Raw genomic sequence first — 14,127 nt, 5'->3', positions numbered from 1 at the left:
TTTCAAAAGGAGTCTGAAAAACCTATTCATCGCAGCGAAGGACCGGACAAAATAAGAAACAGGAATTGTTCATGTCGCACAGCTCAACAGGCAGGTTGTTTTATTTTTCTCTGATCAGTACCGCCTTAATCACCTCTTTTCAAAGTATTGCCCGGCAAGATCCTTCTCCGACCAAACTTGAACATATTGAAGTTACCGCTCAGAAACGCCCGCGGAATATGCAGGATGTGCCTGTTGCCATGTCTGCCATCACCGGAAAGATGATTAATGAAACAGCATCAATGGACGTTTTCGACATTCAGGGTTATGTACCCGCTTTTTCTGCCTTTCAAAGTCAAAGTGCGGTTAACTCCAGTTTTTCCATACGGGGAATTGGTACGTCGTCACAGAATTACGGTTTTGAGTCATCTACCGGTCTTTATGTGGACGGCGTCTACCGGTCACGCCAGAATGCGGTGATTAATGATTTAGTCGATATTGATACTGTAGAAATTCTTCGCGGCCCTCAGGGCTCACTTTTCGGTAAGAATACACCGGCTGGTGCAGTGGTTTTCAGAACGCGACAACCTGATTTTGAAACCGGTAATGGTTTTATTACAGCAACCGCCGGCAATGATGATTTGATCCGGTTAAGCGGAGCGACGTCAATCAATGTGATTGATAATAAACTGGCTGCCAGAGTATCAGGCTTCAGTACTCGCAGGGATGGATGGATTAGCGATACAGGCTATGGTGAAAACTCAATTAATGACAGGAGCCGTTCCGGTGTGCGTCTGCAAACCCTGTATACGCCGTCAGACGACGTATCTGTGCGGGTGATTGCCGATTACGCAGAGCTCAATGAACATTGTTGCGGTGCATTAACGTTGCAGGATAACCGGCAAGCCAAAGGTGTCGAAGGGAAATTCGGAACAGACACCTTGCTGATGATGACACCGTTCAATGCCACCTTATTTACCGGTGATGAGTTTTATCGCTATACCACGGCACTCAGCTTCCTGCCCGAATCCCGCATGCAGGACAAGGGGCTTTCTGCAGAAATAAACTGGCAAACATCCCCCGCATTATTGCTCACCTCCATCACAGCCTGGCGTGGCTTTGACAGCTTCGACCAGACAGATACAGATTTTACTGATGCAGACTTGCTTTCCACTACCAATAACGCCCGACAACAGGCGTTTTCCCAGGAGTTGCGGGCAACATGGTCCGGAGAGCATGTCACTACCATCGCCGGATTGTGGTATTTCAGCCAGAACCTTGACCTGGATTTTGCTATCACTACCGGTGACGCATTTCCGGCATTTTTCGCAGCGTCTGCGGCTGACCTGCAACCCCTGACTGACGGCATAAATGCCCTGAGTGTTGCAACATCCGGCCTTGTCCCCGCTGTTGCGCCAGCCACCCCCGGCCAGACTCAGTTTGCCCACAATGCTTATCAGCAACAGGACAGCCTGGCCGTGTTCAGCCAGACTGACTGGCAATTTGCTGAAGAACTTACCGTCACCGCCGGATTACGATACACCCGCGAAGATAAAACATTGACCGCCCGTTTTGATGAACAGGGCCCTGGCATAGACGGATTACCAACAGGTACTGAAAACATTCCTGATCCGCTGAGTGCCGCTGTCGCCCTTGGCTCCTTTGCTCAGAGCCTGGCAACCGGCAATCCCCCTGATTACACGCAGCTCAGTGCGCTGCTTCCTTTTACTCAGGCGGGCTGGGGCTATTATTTTCTCGGTACAGCATCGGTACTTCCCCGCAGTGATCTGGATGAAAAACGTAACGACGGACAACTTACCGGGACGCTGAAACTAAGCTGGCAACCAGATAACAATAGCCTCTGGTATGCCAGTACCAGCACAGGGTTTAAATCGGGAGGCATGAATACAGATCGCATTGCCGAAGGGTTAAGCCCCCAATTTAACGCTGAAAAAGCCACCGCTTACGAACTGGGTGTGAAAAAGCAATTTCCGGAGCAAAACCTGCGTATTAACGGTGCACTGCATTATACCCAAATCAAAGATTTTCAGGCCTCGACTTTTACCGGTCTTGGTTTTAATTTACAAAATGCCGGCGACTTACATACCAAAGGGTATGAACTTGAAATTGTCTGGTTTCCTGTTTCCGATACCCGTGCCGGCCTGACTCTGGCCCGTACCCTTACCGGTTTTGATGATTTTGAAAAAGGCACCTGCCAGGTTGCTTATCCCTGGCACACCGGGACGGATGATCCCGGCCGGCCTTCTGCAGATACCCCCTACTGCTCCAGAACCGGTGATCGCCTGGGCTTTGAACCGGAAACCTCTGCCAGCCTGACGTTGCAGCACACATTAATGGCAGGCGGGTATCCGGTTGTCATGGCTGCAGATTATCAGTACATGGGAGACTTGTTCCTTGATGATACTAACGATCCGTATAAACACAGCAGCAGTTATGCCCTGGTAAACGCACGGGTTGAACTGTCAGTCCCGCAGTGGGATACACGCATCACGTTGTGGGGCAGGAACCTGACAAATAAAGAGTACATCGCCAGAAACGGTTTCGATGTACCTGTTCAGGCCGGCAAGCTTATGGCTTATCCCGGCCAGCCGCTCTCCTGGGGTGTGACTGTTACCCGCGAGTTCTGATTGTCATTTCGAAGTGTAAACGCCGGCCGGTTGCGTTTTACAAAACTGGCTGGCGAAAACTTGAAGTAGATCAACAACACCTCTTTGTCTGCTGATTATACTTTCCGTGCATTCTACTCAAGCCGGAATAACCATGTCAGCAAACGAATTATTCGATCCCGCACGCCTGAAGAAGTACAATATTAACGGGCCGCGCTATACCTCTTATCCTACCGCATTAACGTTTTCCGGGTTATCTGAACCAGCGCCTCTGGAAAAAGCACTGAGTGTCACTCAGGCCAGCGGCGTTTCACTTTATGTACATATTCCTTTCTGCCACAGCCTCTGTTATTACTGCGGCTGCAATAAAATTGTGACCAGACATCAGGAAAAAGCAGATCGTTATCTGGATTATCTGGAAAAAGAAATTCAACGGCGCGCACCTGCTTTCCGCCACCGTAAAGCGGAACAAATACACTTAGGAGGCGGCACGCCGGGGTTCCTCACAGAGCAGCAACAAACACGCCTGGCAGGCATGCTTAAATCGGCTTTTGATGTGGTCAGCGATGCAGAAATGAGTATTGAAATCGATCCCCGCCGTACCACGCCCGCTTATTTGCGACACCTTGCCTCTTTAGGCTATAACCGCCTGAGTATTGGTGTACAGGATACCGATTACCGTGTGCAGGAAGCGATAAACCGGGTTCAGAGCACGTCGCATATCGCCACGCTGGTAGATTGCGCCCGTTCCGCCGGATTTAAATCTGTGAACCTGGACCTGATTTATGGCCTGCCTCATCAGACAGCTGATACCTTTGCTTCTACACTGGCAGCGGTAAAGGCGATGACGCCGGAGCGGATTTCCCTGTTCAGCTACGCCCATCTGCCTGAGCGGTTTGCTGCCCAGCGCAAAATAAAAGATGAGTGGCTGCCTTCTGCACAGGTAAAAACAGGACTCATGAAACAAGCCATCACCAGCCTTACACAGGCAGGTTATGAAATGATTGGCATGGACCATTTCGCCCTGCCGTCTGACGAACTGGCCGGAGCGCAACGGAATAAAAATTTACACCGGAATTTTCAGGGCTACACCACACGGGGGGATCTGGATTTACTGGGGCTGGGCGTTTCCTCTATCAGTGCCGCAGGCAATGCTTACCTGCAAAACCCGAAAACCCTGAATGACTATTACGGCAAACTCGATAACAATGAAGAAGTTGCAGAAAAAGGCGTGTTTCTGTCGCCTTCAGATCTTCTCAGACGCTACGTTATCCAACAACTAATGTGCAATCTTGCCGTGGACTTTGCCGCAACAGAGGCGCTTTTTGGTATTCAGTTCCGCCAGCATTTTGAGCCGGAACTGGCGGCACTGAAAGAATTTAAAGAAGATGGACTATTACAGGTAACCGGAACGGGTATCGAGGTATTTCCGTCAGCAAGACTGTTTATCCGCATCATCTGTATGACTTTCGATGCTTACCTTAAAGGCAGCGCCTCAATTCAGCACCGGTATTCCAGAGTTATCTGAGTTTAAACCTGGCGGTTACAGCTTCTCCCTCACGGAACTGTAACCGTTCCTGGGACAACTGACTGATCAGCGCAAACAATCTGCTGCGGCCACACATCAGATTTATCATCACCTGCCCGCCCCTGCTTTCAGACACGCACTCAATGACACAGGGTAAGGCATTGACAATGGAAGAGGCATTAGCTTCCTGCCGGTCGATACTGACATCCCTGGCGTCGATGGTCAGCATGGCCTGTTCCTTACTGACCACAGGATGGCGAGCATAGAGCGTATGCCCTTCGCATTCTATGGCATAACAAGCCTGCTCAGGCAGATGTGCTTTTAATGCGCCTTTAAGCACACTGAACTGCTGTTCGAAATTTGGCATAGACGGAGTTAACTGTGCCAGCACATCATTTGATGCGCCCTGATGGACAATACTGCCCTGCTCCATCCAGGCCATGTATTCACTGTACAAAGCCAGTTCACGGAGGTCGTGTGACACCATCAGCATTTTCAGGCCGCTGCGGGCCAGCTTTGTCAAATACTTAAGCACATCGTGCTTTAACGTATCATCCAGCGCGCTCACCGGTTCATCCAGCAACAGGATTTGTGGTGAGTTTAAAATGGCTCTGGCAATGGCTACCCGCTGCGCTTCGCCACCCGAGAGTGTATCGGGCATACGTGTCATCAGGTGATTACATTTACACCCCAGAACGACTTCATCAAAGTGATAGGTTTGCTGTTTTGCAAAATCTGCCGCCAGCAGTAAATTCTGCCCCACTGATAAATGGGGGAACAACAGACTGTCCTGAAACACCAGTCCGGTCCGGACCCTGGCGATGCGACTATTTTCCCACTGCCCGGTGACTTTTGCAGAACCGGTAAGTCCGGCCAGGCAACGCAGTAATGTTGATTTACCGGCGCCGGATGGTCCGCTCAGGCCAATAAATTGTGCCGTTGCCGGTAATTGAATACTGGCATTGAGTTGCAAGTTGTCCCATGCTGCCTGTACTACGACTTCCATGACGACACTCCGTTTCGGTTATAGCGGTAAAGCAGCGCCATCAACAGGAAGGAAAAGACCAGCAAGCCCAGGGCAAGCGCATGCGCCTGTCCGTATTCAAGTGCCTCCACATGCTCAAACAACGCAATAGACAGCACCTGAGTTTCACCCGGAATATTGCCGCCTATCATCAGCACCACACCAAATTCACCGATGGTGTGGGCGAAACTTAATCCAAGTGCAACGATAAAGGCGGGTTTACAGATAGGCATAATGATGCGACGGAAACGTGACCATTTGGACATACCCATTGTGCGGGCTACATCGATATAACGACTGTCCAGCTGAATAAAACTGGCATAAAGAGGCTGTACGGCAAAGGGCAGTGAATAAATCACCGACCCCAGCACCAGTCCGGAAAAAGAAAAGGCCAGCTGCTGACCGGTTACGGCCTGCCATAATTGCCCTGCAAGTGCATCCGGGGAAAACACCACCAGCAGATAAAAACCCAGCACAGTGGGCGGCAACACCAGTGGCAGCGCCACCACAGCAAGAACCAGATTCTTTGCTTTATGCTGCCAGCGGGATAACTTCCATGCCAGCGGCGTGGCGATCAGCATCAGCACCAGACTGGTGATCATCGCCAGTTCCAGTGTCAGCCAGATAGCATCCATGTCACCGCTCACCGGTTTTATCCTTGTTTTTCTTTTGCCGCGCTTTTACCGGCTGATATCCCCAGTCTGCCAGCGCGTTCTGCACCGCCGGTGACATCATGTATTGCATAAACCGCCGTGCGGCATAAGGGTGCTGGTTATGTTTAACAATCACCATTTTTTGCACGATAGGATCGTGCATGGAGGCAGGGATTAACCAGTAATTTGCTTTCGAATTTTTCACCAGTGACCATGCCACAAACGCATCGTCCACATTACCGGCAGTAAAGTACTGCCACGCTTGTAAAATACTTTTCCCACGTACCAGTTTAAAAGGAAGTGCGGTATTTTCAGGAAGCGTGGAAAGCACCTGTTCAGCCGCCAGACCATAAGGCGCGAGTTTGGGATTGGCAATGGCAACAGGTTTGTTGAACTGCCTTGTCAGAAATTCTTCCAGGCCGGACGGCGCTGATTGTCTGGTTACCAGTGTAAGGCGCCCTCTGGCGTAACTGCGCAGATTTTGTTTATCGGCTTTGCCTTCAGCCACCAGCGCTTCAGGTCTGGCTGCATCAGCAGAAAGAAATATGTCAAAGGGGGCGCCGTGGCCAATTTGCGCAAATAAAGTGCCGCTTGAACCGACAGTGATAACCGGACGGATACCGGTTTTTTCTTCAAAAGCACTGGCGAAATGTTTAACCGGCCCGGCAAAATTGGCGGCAACGGCAATATTTACTACCTGTTCTGCGGCAAATCCTTTACCTGCCAGAAGTAGCATGACACAGAGACAGACTTTATACGCCCGACACATCCTGTTCTTCATAAATTGTCTGATAAACCTTCATTCCTGAGCCACTTCATGGCGGCTTCTTCATCTGATGCCTTTGCGGCAACCCATGCTGTTTTTCCGTCAGCATGTTCTTTCTTCCAAAGCGGCACCGACTTTTTCAGCATATCCATAACGAATTCTGCGCCGTCGAAGGCGGCCTTACGGTGGCTGGCGCTGCAGCCTACCCACACCACCGGCTCGTAATTTCCGATGTAACCGACACGGTGTACAATACCGGCACTGAGCAATGCAAACCTGTCTGAGGCCTGCTGTAACAACTGTTGCAAGGCACTGGCGGTCATCCCGGGGTACTGCTCCAGACTGATACCTTCAATTGCACCGTCAGCATTATAGTCACGGACCAGACCGGTGAACGTTACTATTGCACCAGCATTGTGCGATGATTGACGGAGCTTTTCAACATAAGCCGTTTCATCCAGTAAGGCTGTGGTTACTTCAGCAAACATTCAGCCTCCTGTTACCGGCGGAAAAAACGCCACCTCGTCACCATCGTTAACCGCACTGGTTTCCTCACCCAGCGACTGATTAACCGCACAGAGCACCCCGGCCGACAAGGCCTGCTCCCAGGCGGATGACCGGGTTGCAAGATGCGCTTTCAGACCGGCAACGGTAGTGCAGTTTTCCGGCAGGGGAAGAGATAGCTCACTGTCACCACTGATTTCACGGATCTGCGCAAAGGTTTTTATGGTAATCATGCCTTTTGCTCTGCCTCCCAGTCACCGGTTTTACCGCCCCGCTTTTGTAACACTCTGACGCCTTCAATGCGCATGGCCGGGTCCAGCGCTTTGCACATGTCGAACAATGTCAGTAAGGCGATATTCACACCGGTAAGTGCTTCCATTTCCACGCCGGTTTTGCCGCTGACTTTGCAAAAGCAGGTAGTGTGAATGCGGCTTTGTTCAGGCTCAGCGGTAAAGCCGATGTCCACTTTGGTCAGCGGTAACGGGTGGCATAACGGAATTAAATCAGCGCAACGTTTTGCGCCCTGAATACCCGCTACTCTGGCTACGGCATACACATCGCCTTTCATCACAGTTTGCTCTGAAATGGCTGTCATAACGGCATCAGACACATACAGATAGCCTTCTGCCAGCGCTTCACGCTGAGTCTCCTGCTTGCCGGAAACGTCGACCATATTGGCTTCGCCACTGGCATTTAAATGACTGAACCCGCTCATTACAGTTCACCGGTAAGGTGTTTTACAAAGTTACACGGACGGTATTCAGAATCCAGCTGACTGCGTACGATGCCTTCCCAGGCGGTGCGGCAGGCACCGGTGCTGCCCGGTAAACAGAAAATAGCAGTCCGGTTGGCAAATCCGGCAATAGCACGGGACTGAATGGTAGAGGTGCCGATTTCCTGATAACTCAGATGACGGAACAATTCGCCAAAACCGTCAACAGTTTTATCAAACAAAACCGATAACGCTTCCGGTGTTGAATCTCTGTGGGTAAAGCCGGTACCACCGGTTACCAGAACAGCATGGATAGCAGGATCGGCAATCCACGCAGACACAATCGCACGCTGGGCATAAATATCATCTTTTACCAGATCCCGCGCAGCCAGCTTATGGCCTGCTGTTTCTACAGCTTCAATGAGGTAAGCACCGGACGTGTCTGTGTCTGTTGTCCGGGTGTCAGAGATAGTAAGAACGGCGATATTAAGAGATACTGCTGAAGACATGGGTTTTCCTGATAAAATACGGCGGTAAATACACGTGTACGCTTAGTACCGCACCGTCGCTGAAAAGAGATTTTTTACTACTATGCCAGATACTTTAACGCATACTCAAGCTATGCGATACAACCGGCACATCGTGCTGCCACAGTTTGACCTGGAAGGTCAGGAAAAACTGTTCAACAGCAAAGTATTAATCCTTGGCGCCGGAGGTCTGGGTAATACGGTTGCCCAACTCATGTGCACCGGCGGCGCGGGAACAATCACACTGGCCGATGATGACAGAGTGGAAGCACACAATCTTCCCCGACAAATTCTGTTTACGCCAGAAGATTGCGGTAAATTAAAAACAGAAGCGGCCCGGCAACGTTTACTTGCACTCGTGCCGGAGTGTGTCATTCATTGTGTATCCGAAAGGCCGGATGATAACGTGCTGAGTCGTCTGGTAGAAAGCCATGACATAGTTATTGACTGCACAGACAACCTTGCCAGCAGAAAGCAAATCAATGCAATCAGTTACCGCCTTGGTAAACCCCTTGTCAGCGGCGCTGCCATCCGGTTTGAAGGTCAGCTTTTTGTCAGCATTCCCGGCAGCAATAAAGCCTGCTATCAGTGTGTGGAAAAACGCTTCAGTATGACAGAACTGAGTTGTAACGAAGCAGGTATCCTTTCTCCGGTAGTCAGTATCACCGGTGCCTGCCAGGCACAACTTGCCATGCAGGTACTGACCGGTTTTGGTACATTACCCGCCGGTGAACTTCACCTTTTTGACGGCCTCACTTTTCAATGGCAAAAATTTACCGTACCACCGCTGCCAGACTGCGACATTTGTCAGCCAAAATAAAAGAGATATTATGACAATAATGACGAAAAACCACATGGTGGTTGCCCAGAATGCATCAGGCCGCAGCATGAATGTGCCTGTTTACCGTTTCACGGGAGAAAAACCCGGTCCTGTAGTCTATATCCAGAGCTCTATCCATGGCGCTGAAGTTCAGGGTAACGTGGTGATATACCAGTTAATTCAGGCACTGAAAGATCAGCAGATTGCCGGTGAAATCATCCTCGTTCCGAACTGTAATCCCATTGGCACCAACATCAAGGCCGGTGAATACACCCTGGGGCGCTTTGACCCGGTAAACGGGACAAACTGGAACCGCGGCTATTTTTATGATGAAGAAAAGGTCCTGGCGTTTGCAGAAACGGTGCAGGACAATGACGATATAGCCACTATCCGCAACGACTTCCGCCATTACTGGGCAGAGTGTATTGCCGAAAAACTGGCTTCGCCCTGGGGACTGGGGCTGGCTCAACAACTGAATCTGAAGTTACAGCAACTGGCTGTGAATGCTGATTTTGTGCTGGACTTACACAACGGACCGGTATCTACAAGGCACATTTATATTCCTGAATATGCCAGAGACGCGGCCTACCAGTTTAACTTTCCTCACTGCATTTTTATTCCTAACAAATTTGCCGGTGCACTGGATGAAGCCACGTTCTGTCCCTGGTGGACACTGCAGGATGCGCTGACAACAAGGTTCGGCCGGCCTTTCGCATTCGGCGTGGAAGGATTCACCCTTGAAATGGGTAGTCAGGAAGTGATTCAGTTCTCTGAGGGGAAAGTGGATGCGCTGAGCATTCTGACTTATCTGACACGAAAAGATGTATTGCCGGCATCCACGCTGGAGCCAGCCGGGATGGACCGTATCGGCGTGGCGCTGAAAGACTACAAAACATTGTTCACCCAGTGGGGCGGTATGGTGGAGTACTGCGTTAAACCCGGTCAGAAAGTCACACGGGGCGACACGATGGCGAGGGTCCTCAACATTGATGAACTCGATACAGAGGCCGGCTGTTTTACCCTGGAAGCCCCCTGCGATTTAATTCCCATGCTTCATTTTCCGTCCGCATCGGTGCTCAGCGGCACCCAGTTATTTAAGGTATTTACAAACTATACCTACCTGACTACGGCCTGAGCAGAAAAAGAACACAAATAAAAACGGCGCATGAAGCGCCGTTTTTTTATACCGGAAATTCAGCAGACAAACTGACTGCTGACAACGCTTAAATAGGTGAACCCGGTGGCAGAGGTTTAGGTTCGAATGCACCCGGCCAGCTGCCTGTTTCAAAGTATACGCCGAGTTGTTTATGTAACAGCTCAGAACCCGGCAATTTACTTTTATCATCCAGCCACTCGTCAAGCTCCATAAGCGCATCATTCAGCGCCAGCTTCGCCTCCGGCGCCAGTTCATCTGACGATGCCGCTTTTATAACAGCGTTCAGCGCCACCATGCGCAATCTGGCATTCAGACCATAATCAGCCTGTTTTTTGTCGTACCAGTGCATAGCAAAAATGCGGCCGGCAATTTCTGCCACGTCAGGGATCCCTTTCGACTGGCTGGCCTGCCAGGAGACACGGTTCAGGCGTTCAGGATGCAGTAACAGGCTGTAACTGAAGTTGGCTGCGGCTTCTGCGGCACTGACAGGGTCGAATGCCAGTCCCATACGGCTTTTGAATTGCTCTCGGGTAATATCATCGCCGAATGCCGTAGGCGGGATAAGGGCAAGCACTTCATCCGGTAAGCGCAGGAAAGCCGGTGACGTCGCTTCAAGCAATTGTTTCAGTGCCCGCTTCTGACGCTCAGCAGCAACAAAACTCACACCTTTTGGTTTGCTGTAATCACCTTTGCGTTCATATTCATAGTCCAGGCCGCCAATCTGCTTGGAAACCGCTTCCAGTTGATAACGGTGAGACAGATAAACCGGCACAAGTACGTCTTCCAGAGACGACAAACTGGCATTATCAGGAATAGAATTCATACCAAAGTTTTTCAGCGCCAGACTACGAATACCGGCCATTTCATCAAAGGCATCCAGCGGATCATTGCCGTTGTCCCACATATGACCATTACTTGAAGGGTGATAAGCAGAACGGGTGTCCCAGTCGGTTTTAAATTCGAGACCCTTTTCACGGTCCGATTCAATTAATGCAGCCAGTCCGGCAGCTTCAGCTTCCTCTGAAGCATAGTCCTGGTAGCCGTAAGCAATCGTGTGGAAATCCCACTTGCCCATACCGGTATCATATGCGTCATCCAGCACGATTTTGTCGTTCTTAACGCTGATAAGTGGATGAGGATAATCCATCACAGACTCGCGGCCGTCTTCACTGGCAGCAAAATTATGCGACAAGCCCAGTGTGTGTCCCACTTCGTGAGCTGACAACTGACGGATACGGGCCAGCGCCATCTCTTTCTGGGCATCTGTTGTCTGCTCACCGTCAAACGGGCTGGTCATACCCAGAGCAATCAGAAAATCCTGACGGACCCGCAACGAACCAAGCGTCACATTGCCTTTAATGATTTCACCGGTACGGGGGTCTTTCACTGAATAACCGTATGACCAGCCACGGGTTGCACGGTGAACCCAGTTAATCATGTTGTAACGGATGTCCATAGGATCTGCACCTTCAGGCAATACTTTTACCTGGAAAGCATCTTTATAGCCGATAGCTTCATAAGCCTGATTCCACCAGCTTGCACCCTCTTTAAGCGCACTCATTACCGGTTCCGGAATACCGGGATCAAGGTAATAAATAATAGGTTCTACCGGCTCACTCATCTTTGCATCAATGTCTTTCTTTTGCAGACGGTGACGGGCTATGTATTTTACTTCAGTAGGTTCAGTAATATCCGTCGCGTAGTCGTAATAATATTGCTTACCGTACCCTGCAAAAGGATGATATGCCCGCGGCGTATAACCCGGTTCAGGTAACTCTACAAACGAGTGATGCAAATGCACAGTGATACTTTCCGCACTGGGGGTAACCTGCTTTACATACTCACCGGGATTGCTACCTGCAAAAGTAACAATAGACTCCAGCTCCGTATTTTTTGGAAAACCTTTGCTGCGTGGAAGAAAAACGGCACTGCGTGACGGGTCAGGTTTATAACTGCCCTGCTTCGCACGGGTAAGACGGTTTGATATACCGTGCACGTCACTGAGCAGATACGACGTATAATCTACCAGGACGTTGTCACCGTTCTCAGCGACTGCGGTAAAACCCGCCAGCACGGAGTCTGCAAAGGCTTCATCAATACTGGCCAGTTCGGCAGCATTATCTGAGACTGAACGGTAGCGGGTGTTCAGCTCTTTCATCAGCACTTTATTGCCGTGACGTTCAAACACAATCAGGTGAGCCAGGCCAAGCTGACCACGATCCAGACCAATATCATTAGAACCTACCCCCTGGGGCAGACTGGTCTGCAACAGCATTTGGGTATCAGGTTTATTAACCAGCAGATAAATTTTGTCTGAGCCGGCATCGTAATAGAATGGCAGGTAGCCATCACTGCGGGTCATATCCTTCGTAAAGTCAGATACCGACGGCAGTGCGGCCCACAGATTACTGCTGACAAGCAGCAGCAACATCGAGAGGGATTTGCGCAAAGTGAGTTCTCCAAATTATAAGTTCAACAAGTGTCGTGTCTGAACGTCTGCGACAGGCAGAAAAGCCTGCGCGGATTTATATTTATTATGTTTTAGTGAACGGGAAGTTCCGTTTCCTACCCTACCCTGATTATTTCGCAAGGTGCAAGATCACACGCTGAATAACGCTGGTTTTGCGATTAAACTCTCCCGCCTTTACCACGAATGTCGGGTGAAATTTCTTCCGGACTGTGGCCATCTCTGCAGAAATCCTTCCTCTTGATCTGCGTCAACGCATAAAAACCACGGGCAACTATGCTTTCTGTGAATAACGGATCTCATGGCGATACAGGAATAATTATGACGGCGGCATTCCGGAAAACCGATACTGATCAGGACGGCTTCTATCACTTTTATGATGTTGATACCGCACTGCTCCCCGCCTCTGCAACAGATTTCATAACTCAATTGCCCGGCCCGTCAGTACTGTACATCAAAGGGAAGGAAAAAAAGGGGAAAGAAACACCCTGCAGGGTGATTACCAGCCTGCTGCACGGAGACAACAGCAACAGTTTGCGAACATTACTGGCCATCATGATCCATGGGGGCGAACCTGCCACGGACATGAAAATTGTGATTATCTCGGTGGAAGCAGCGAAACTGCTTCCTCAATTCAGTCATCCGTTTTTACCGGGTCAGCGGGATCTCAACCGTTGCTTTCGCGACCCTTTCATCTGCCAGCCCGGACATCCCGCCAATGCACTGCTCAACCAGATTGACAAATGGCAACCCGGTGCGCTGGTTGATATTCACGACTCCTGCGTGCTCACAGAAACCTTTGCCATTTCGGCGACAGAAAACAGAGATACCTGTGCTTTGACGTCTTTTTTCTCCGGCAATATGCTCTGGTCTCCCCAGAAGACCGGTGCGATTACGGATTTATCTGCAGATTATCCCCTCATTTCTGTCTATGCACCGGCGGAATATACCGGTCTTCAGCGTAGTCAGTTATACAAAGGGCTGATGCATTTCTGGCAAACCGAATCAATCCGTCCCCGTCAGCTGGTTAACGTACTTAAACAGCCGCGAAGACTTGAACTGCGAAGAAGTGCGGCGCTGACGTATTCAGATAAACCGGTGTTTGGTGTCAATTGCACGTTGCGGCAGGACATATCCGGTTTGAGTTTTACACAGGTCAATCCCGGCGATGTACTCGGATGGGTGGACCATCATAAACTCAACCACTTCCGCATCGCCGGAAGAAGCCCCAGAGAAGCCGTCAGCACCTGGTTCTGTGCTGACGATCATTGTCTTACAGTGACCATGCCCATGATGCTCATTGTAGTAAACCGGCTGGCAGAAACGGCTAAATCAGATTGCCTGTTTTATTTTCAGGTTTGATG

13 protein-coding genes are annotated in these 14,127 nt (G+C 50.2%); 5 read left to right on the top strand and 8 right to left on the bottom strand.

The features are described 5' to 3' along the window. The first annotated feature begins 71 nt into the window (after positions 1-71). A complete protein-coding gene (locus tag J3369_RS08680; protein WP_349585822.1) occupies positions 72-2,627 on the top strand; it encodes a TonB-dependent receptor in 2,556 nt (851 codons plus the stop codon). Positions 2,628-2,760: 133 nt separating this feature from the next. Beyond that, a complete protein-coding gene (gene hemN, locus J3369_RS08675) occupies positions 2,761-4,134 on the top strand; it encodes an oxygen-independent coproporphyrinogen III oxidase (protein ID WP_349585820.1) in 1,374 nt (457 codons plus the stop codon). Here the strand turns inward: hemN and J3369_RS08670 are convergent. From J3369_RS08670 to moaB, 7 genes are read right to left on the bottom strand one after another with little or no spacing between them, the layout of a single operon-like run. Next, positions 4,127-5,140, bottom strand: coding sequence for an ATP-binding cassette domain-containing protein (locus J3369_RS08670; protein WP_349585818.1), 1,014 nt, complete (start codon positions 5,138-5,140; stop codon positions 4,127-4,129). The two genes, hemN and J3369_RS08670, sit on opposite strands and share 8 nt — an antisense overlap. Further along, positions 5,128-5,793 (bottom strand): molybdate ABC transporter permease subunit, encoded by a 666-nt coding sequence (modB, locus tag J3369_RS08665; protein WP_303574658.1) that lies wholly within the window; start codon positions 5,791-5,793, stop codon positions 5,128-5,130. The genes J3369_RS08670 and modB overlap by 13 nt, the downstream gene beginning before the upstream one ends. A gap of 1 nt (position 5,794) precedes the next feature. Next, positions 5,795-6,547, bottom strand: coding sequence for a molybdate ABC transporter substrate-binding protein (gene modA, locus J3369_RS08660; RefSeq protein WP_349585816.1), 753 nt, complete (start codon positions 6,545-6,547; stop codon positions 5,795-5,797). 41 nt (positions 6,548-6,588) lie between these two features. After that, complete coding sequence (locus J3369_RS08655; protein ID WP_349585814.1) at positions 6,589-7,065, bottom strand: molybdenum cofactor biosynthesis protein MoaE; 477 nt, start codon at positions 7,063-7,065, stop codon at positions 6,589-6,591. Then, entirely contained in the window at positions 7,066-7,314 is a 249-nt protein-coding gene (gene moaD, locus J3369_RS08650; protein WP_349585812.1) for a molybdopterin converting factor subunit 1, read from the bottom strand. It lies immediately after the preceding gene. Next, on the bottom strand, positions 7,311-7,796 hold the full coding sequence (gene moaC / locus J3369_RS08645; RefSeq protein ID WP_303574514.1) for a cyclic pyranopterin monophosphate synthase MoaC: 486 nt from the start codon (positions 7,794-7,796) through the stop codon (positions 7,311-7,313). Before moaC ends, moaD begins: the two co-directional genes overlap by 4 nt. Then, positions 7,796-8,302, bottom strand: coding sequence for a molybdenum cofactor biosynthesis protein B (gene moaB / locus J3369_RS08640; RefSeq protein WP_349585810.1), 507 nt, complete (start codon positions 8,300-8,302; stop codon positions 7,796-7,798). The genes moaC and moaB overlap by 1 nt, the downstream gene beginning before the upstream one ends. Positions 8,303-8,384: 82 nt before the next feature. Here moaB and J3369_RS08635 point away from each other — a divergent pair, with 82 nt between their 5' ends. Next, positions 8,385-9,140, top strand: coding sequence for a HesA/MoeB/ThiF family protein (locus J3369_RS08635; protein WP_349585808.1), 756 nt, complete (start codon positions 8,385-8,387; stop codon positions 9,138-9,140). 10 nt (positions 9,141-9,150) lie between these two features. Next, positions 9,151-10,275: a M14 family metallopeptidase gene (locus J3369_RS08630; protein ID WP_349585806.1), complete on the top strand. Its 1,125-nt coding sequence runs from the start codon at positions 9,151-9,153 to the stop codon at positions 10,273-10,275. 88 nt (positions 10,276-10,363) lie between these two features. On the opposite strand, the gene J3369_RS08625 is transcribed toward J3369_RS08630, so the two are convergent. After that, complete coding sequence (locus J3369_RS08625) at positions 10,364-12,727, bottom strand: zinc-dependent metalloprotease (protein WP_349586225.1); 2,364 nt, start codon at positions 12,725-12,727, stop codon at positions 10,364-10,366. A gap of 357 nt (positions 12,728-13,084) precedes the next feature. Here J3369_RS08625 and J3369_RS08620 point away from each other — a divergent pair, with 357 nt between their 5' ends. Then, positions 13,085-14,125, top strand: a complete 1,041-nt coding sequence (locus tag J3369_RS08620; RefSeq protein WP_349585804.1) for a M14 family metallopeptidase — start codon at positions 13,085-13,087, stop codon at positions 14,123-14,125. Positions 14,126-14,127 lie beyond the last annotated feature (2 nt).

This window comes from Alteromonas sp. NFXS44 (genome assembly GCF_040148705.1).
GTDB lineage: Bacteria > Pseudomonadota > Gammaproteobacteria > Enterobacterales > Alteromonadaceae > Alteromonas.
Note: the sequence above shows the minus strand (reverse complement) of the source record. Positions and strands in the feature narration are given on the sequence as shown.

Bases quoted from the DNA above. Each gene is read 5' to 3' on its own strand.
- J3369_RS08680 (WP_349585822.1), top strand. From the start codon at position 72: ATGTCGCACAGCTCAACAGGCAGGTTGTTTTATTTTTCTCTGATCAGT.
- hemN (WP_349585820.1), top strand. From the start codon at position 2,761: ATGTCAGCAAACGAATTATTCGATCCCGCACGCCTGAAGAAGTACAAT.
- J3369_RS08670 (WP_349585818.1), bottom strand. From the start codon at position 5,140: ATGGAAGTCGTAGTACAGGCAGCATGGGACAACTTGCAACTCAATGCC.
- modB (WP_303574658.1), bottom strand. From the start codon at position 5,793: ATGGATGCTATCTGGCTGACACTGGAACTGGCGATGATCACCAGTCTG.
- modA (WP_349585816.1), bottom strand. From the start codon at position 6,547: ATGCTACTTCTGGCAGGTAAAGGATTTGCCGCAGAACAGGTAGTAAAT.
- J3369_RS08655 (WP_349585814.1), bottom strand. From the start codon at position 7,065: ATGTTTGCTGAAGTAACCACAGCCTTACTGGATGAAACGGCTTATGTT.
- moaD (WP_349585812.1), bottom strand. From the start codon at position 7,314: ATGATTACCATAAAAACCTTTGCGCAGATCCGTGAAATCAGTGGTGAC.
- moaC (WP_303574514.1), bottom strand. From the start codon at position 7,796: ATGAGCGGGTTCAGTCATTTAAATGCCAGTGGCGAAGCCAATATGGTC.
- moaB (WP_349585810.1), bottom strand. From the start codon at position 8,302: ATGTCTTCAGCAGTATCTCTTAATATCGCCGTTCTTACTATCTCTGAC.
- J3369_RS08635 (WP_349585808.1), top strand. From the start codon at position 8,385: ATGCCAGATACTTTAACGCATACTCAAGCTATGCGATACAACCGGCAC.
- J3369_RS08630 (WP_349585806.1), top strand. From the start codon at position 9,151: ATGACAATAATGACGAAAAACCACATGGTGGTTGCCCAGAATGCATCA.
- J3369_RS08625 (WP_349586225.1), bottom strand. From the start codon at position 12,727: ATGTTGCTGCTGCTTGTCAGCAGTAATCTGTGGGCCGCACTGCCGTCG.
- J3369_RS08620 (WP_349585804.1), top strand. From the start codon at position 13,085: ATGACGGCGGCATTCCGGAAAACCGATACTGATCAGGACGGCTTCTAT.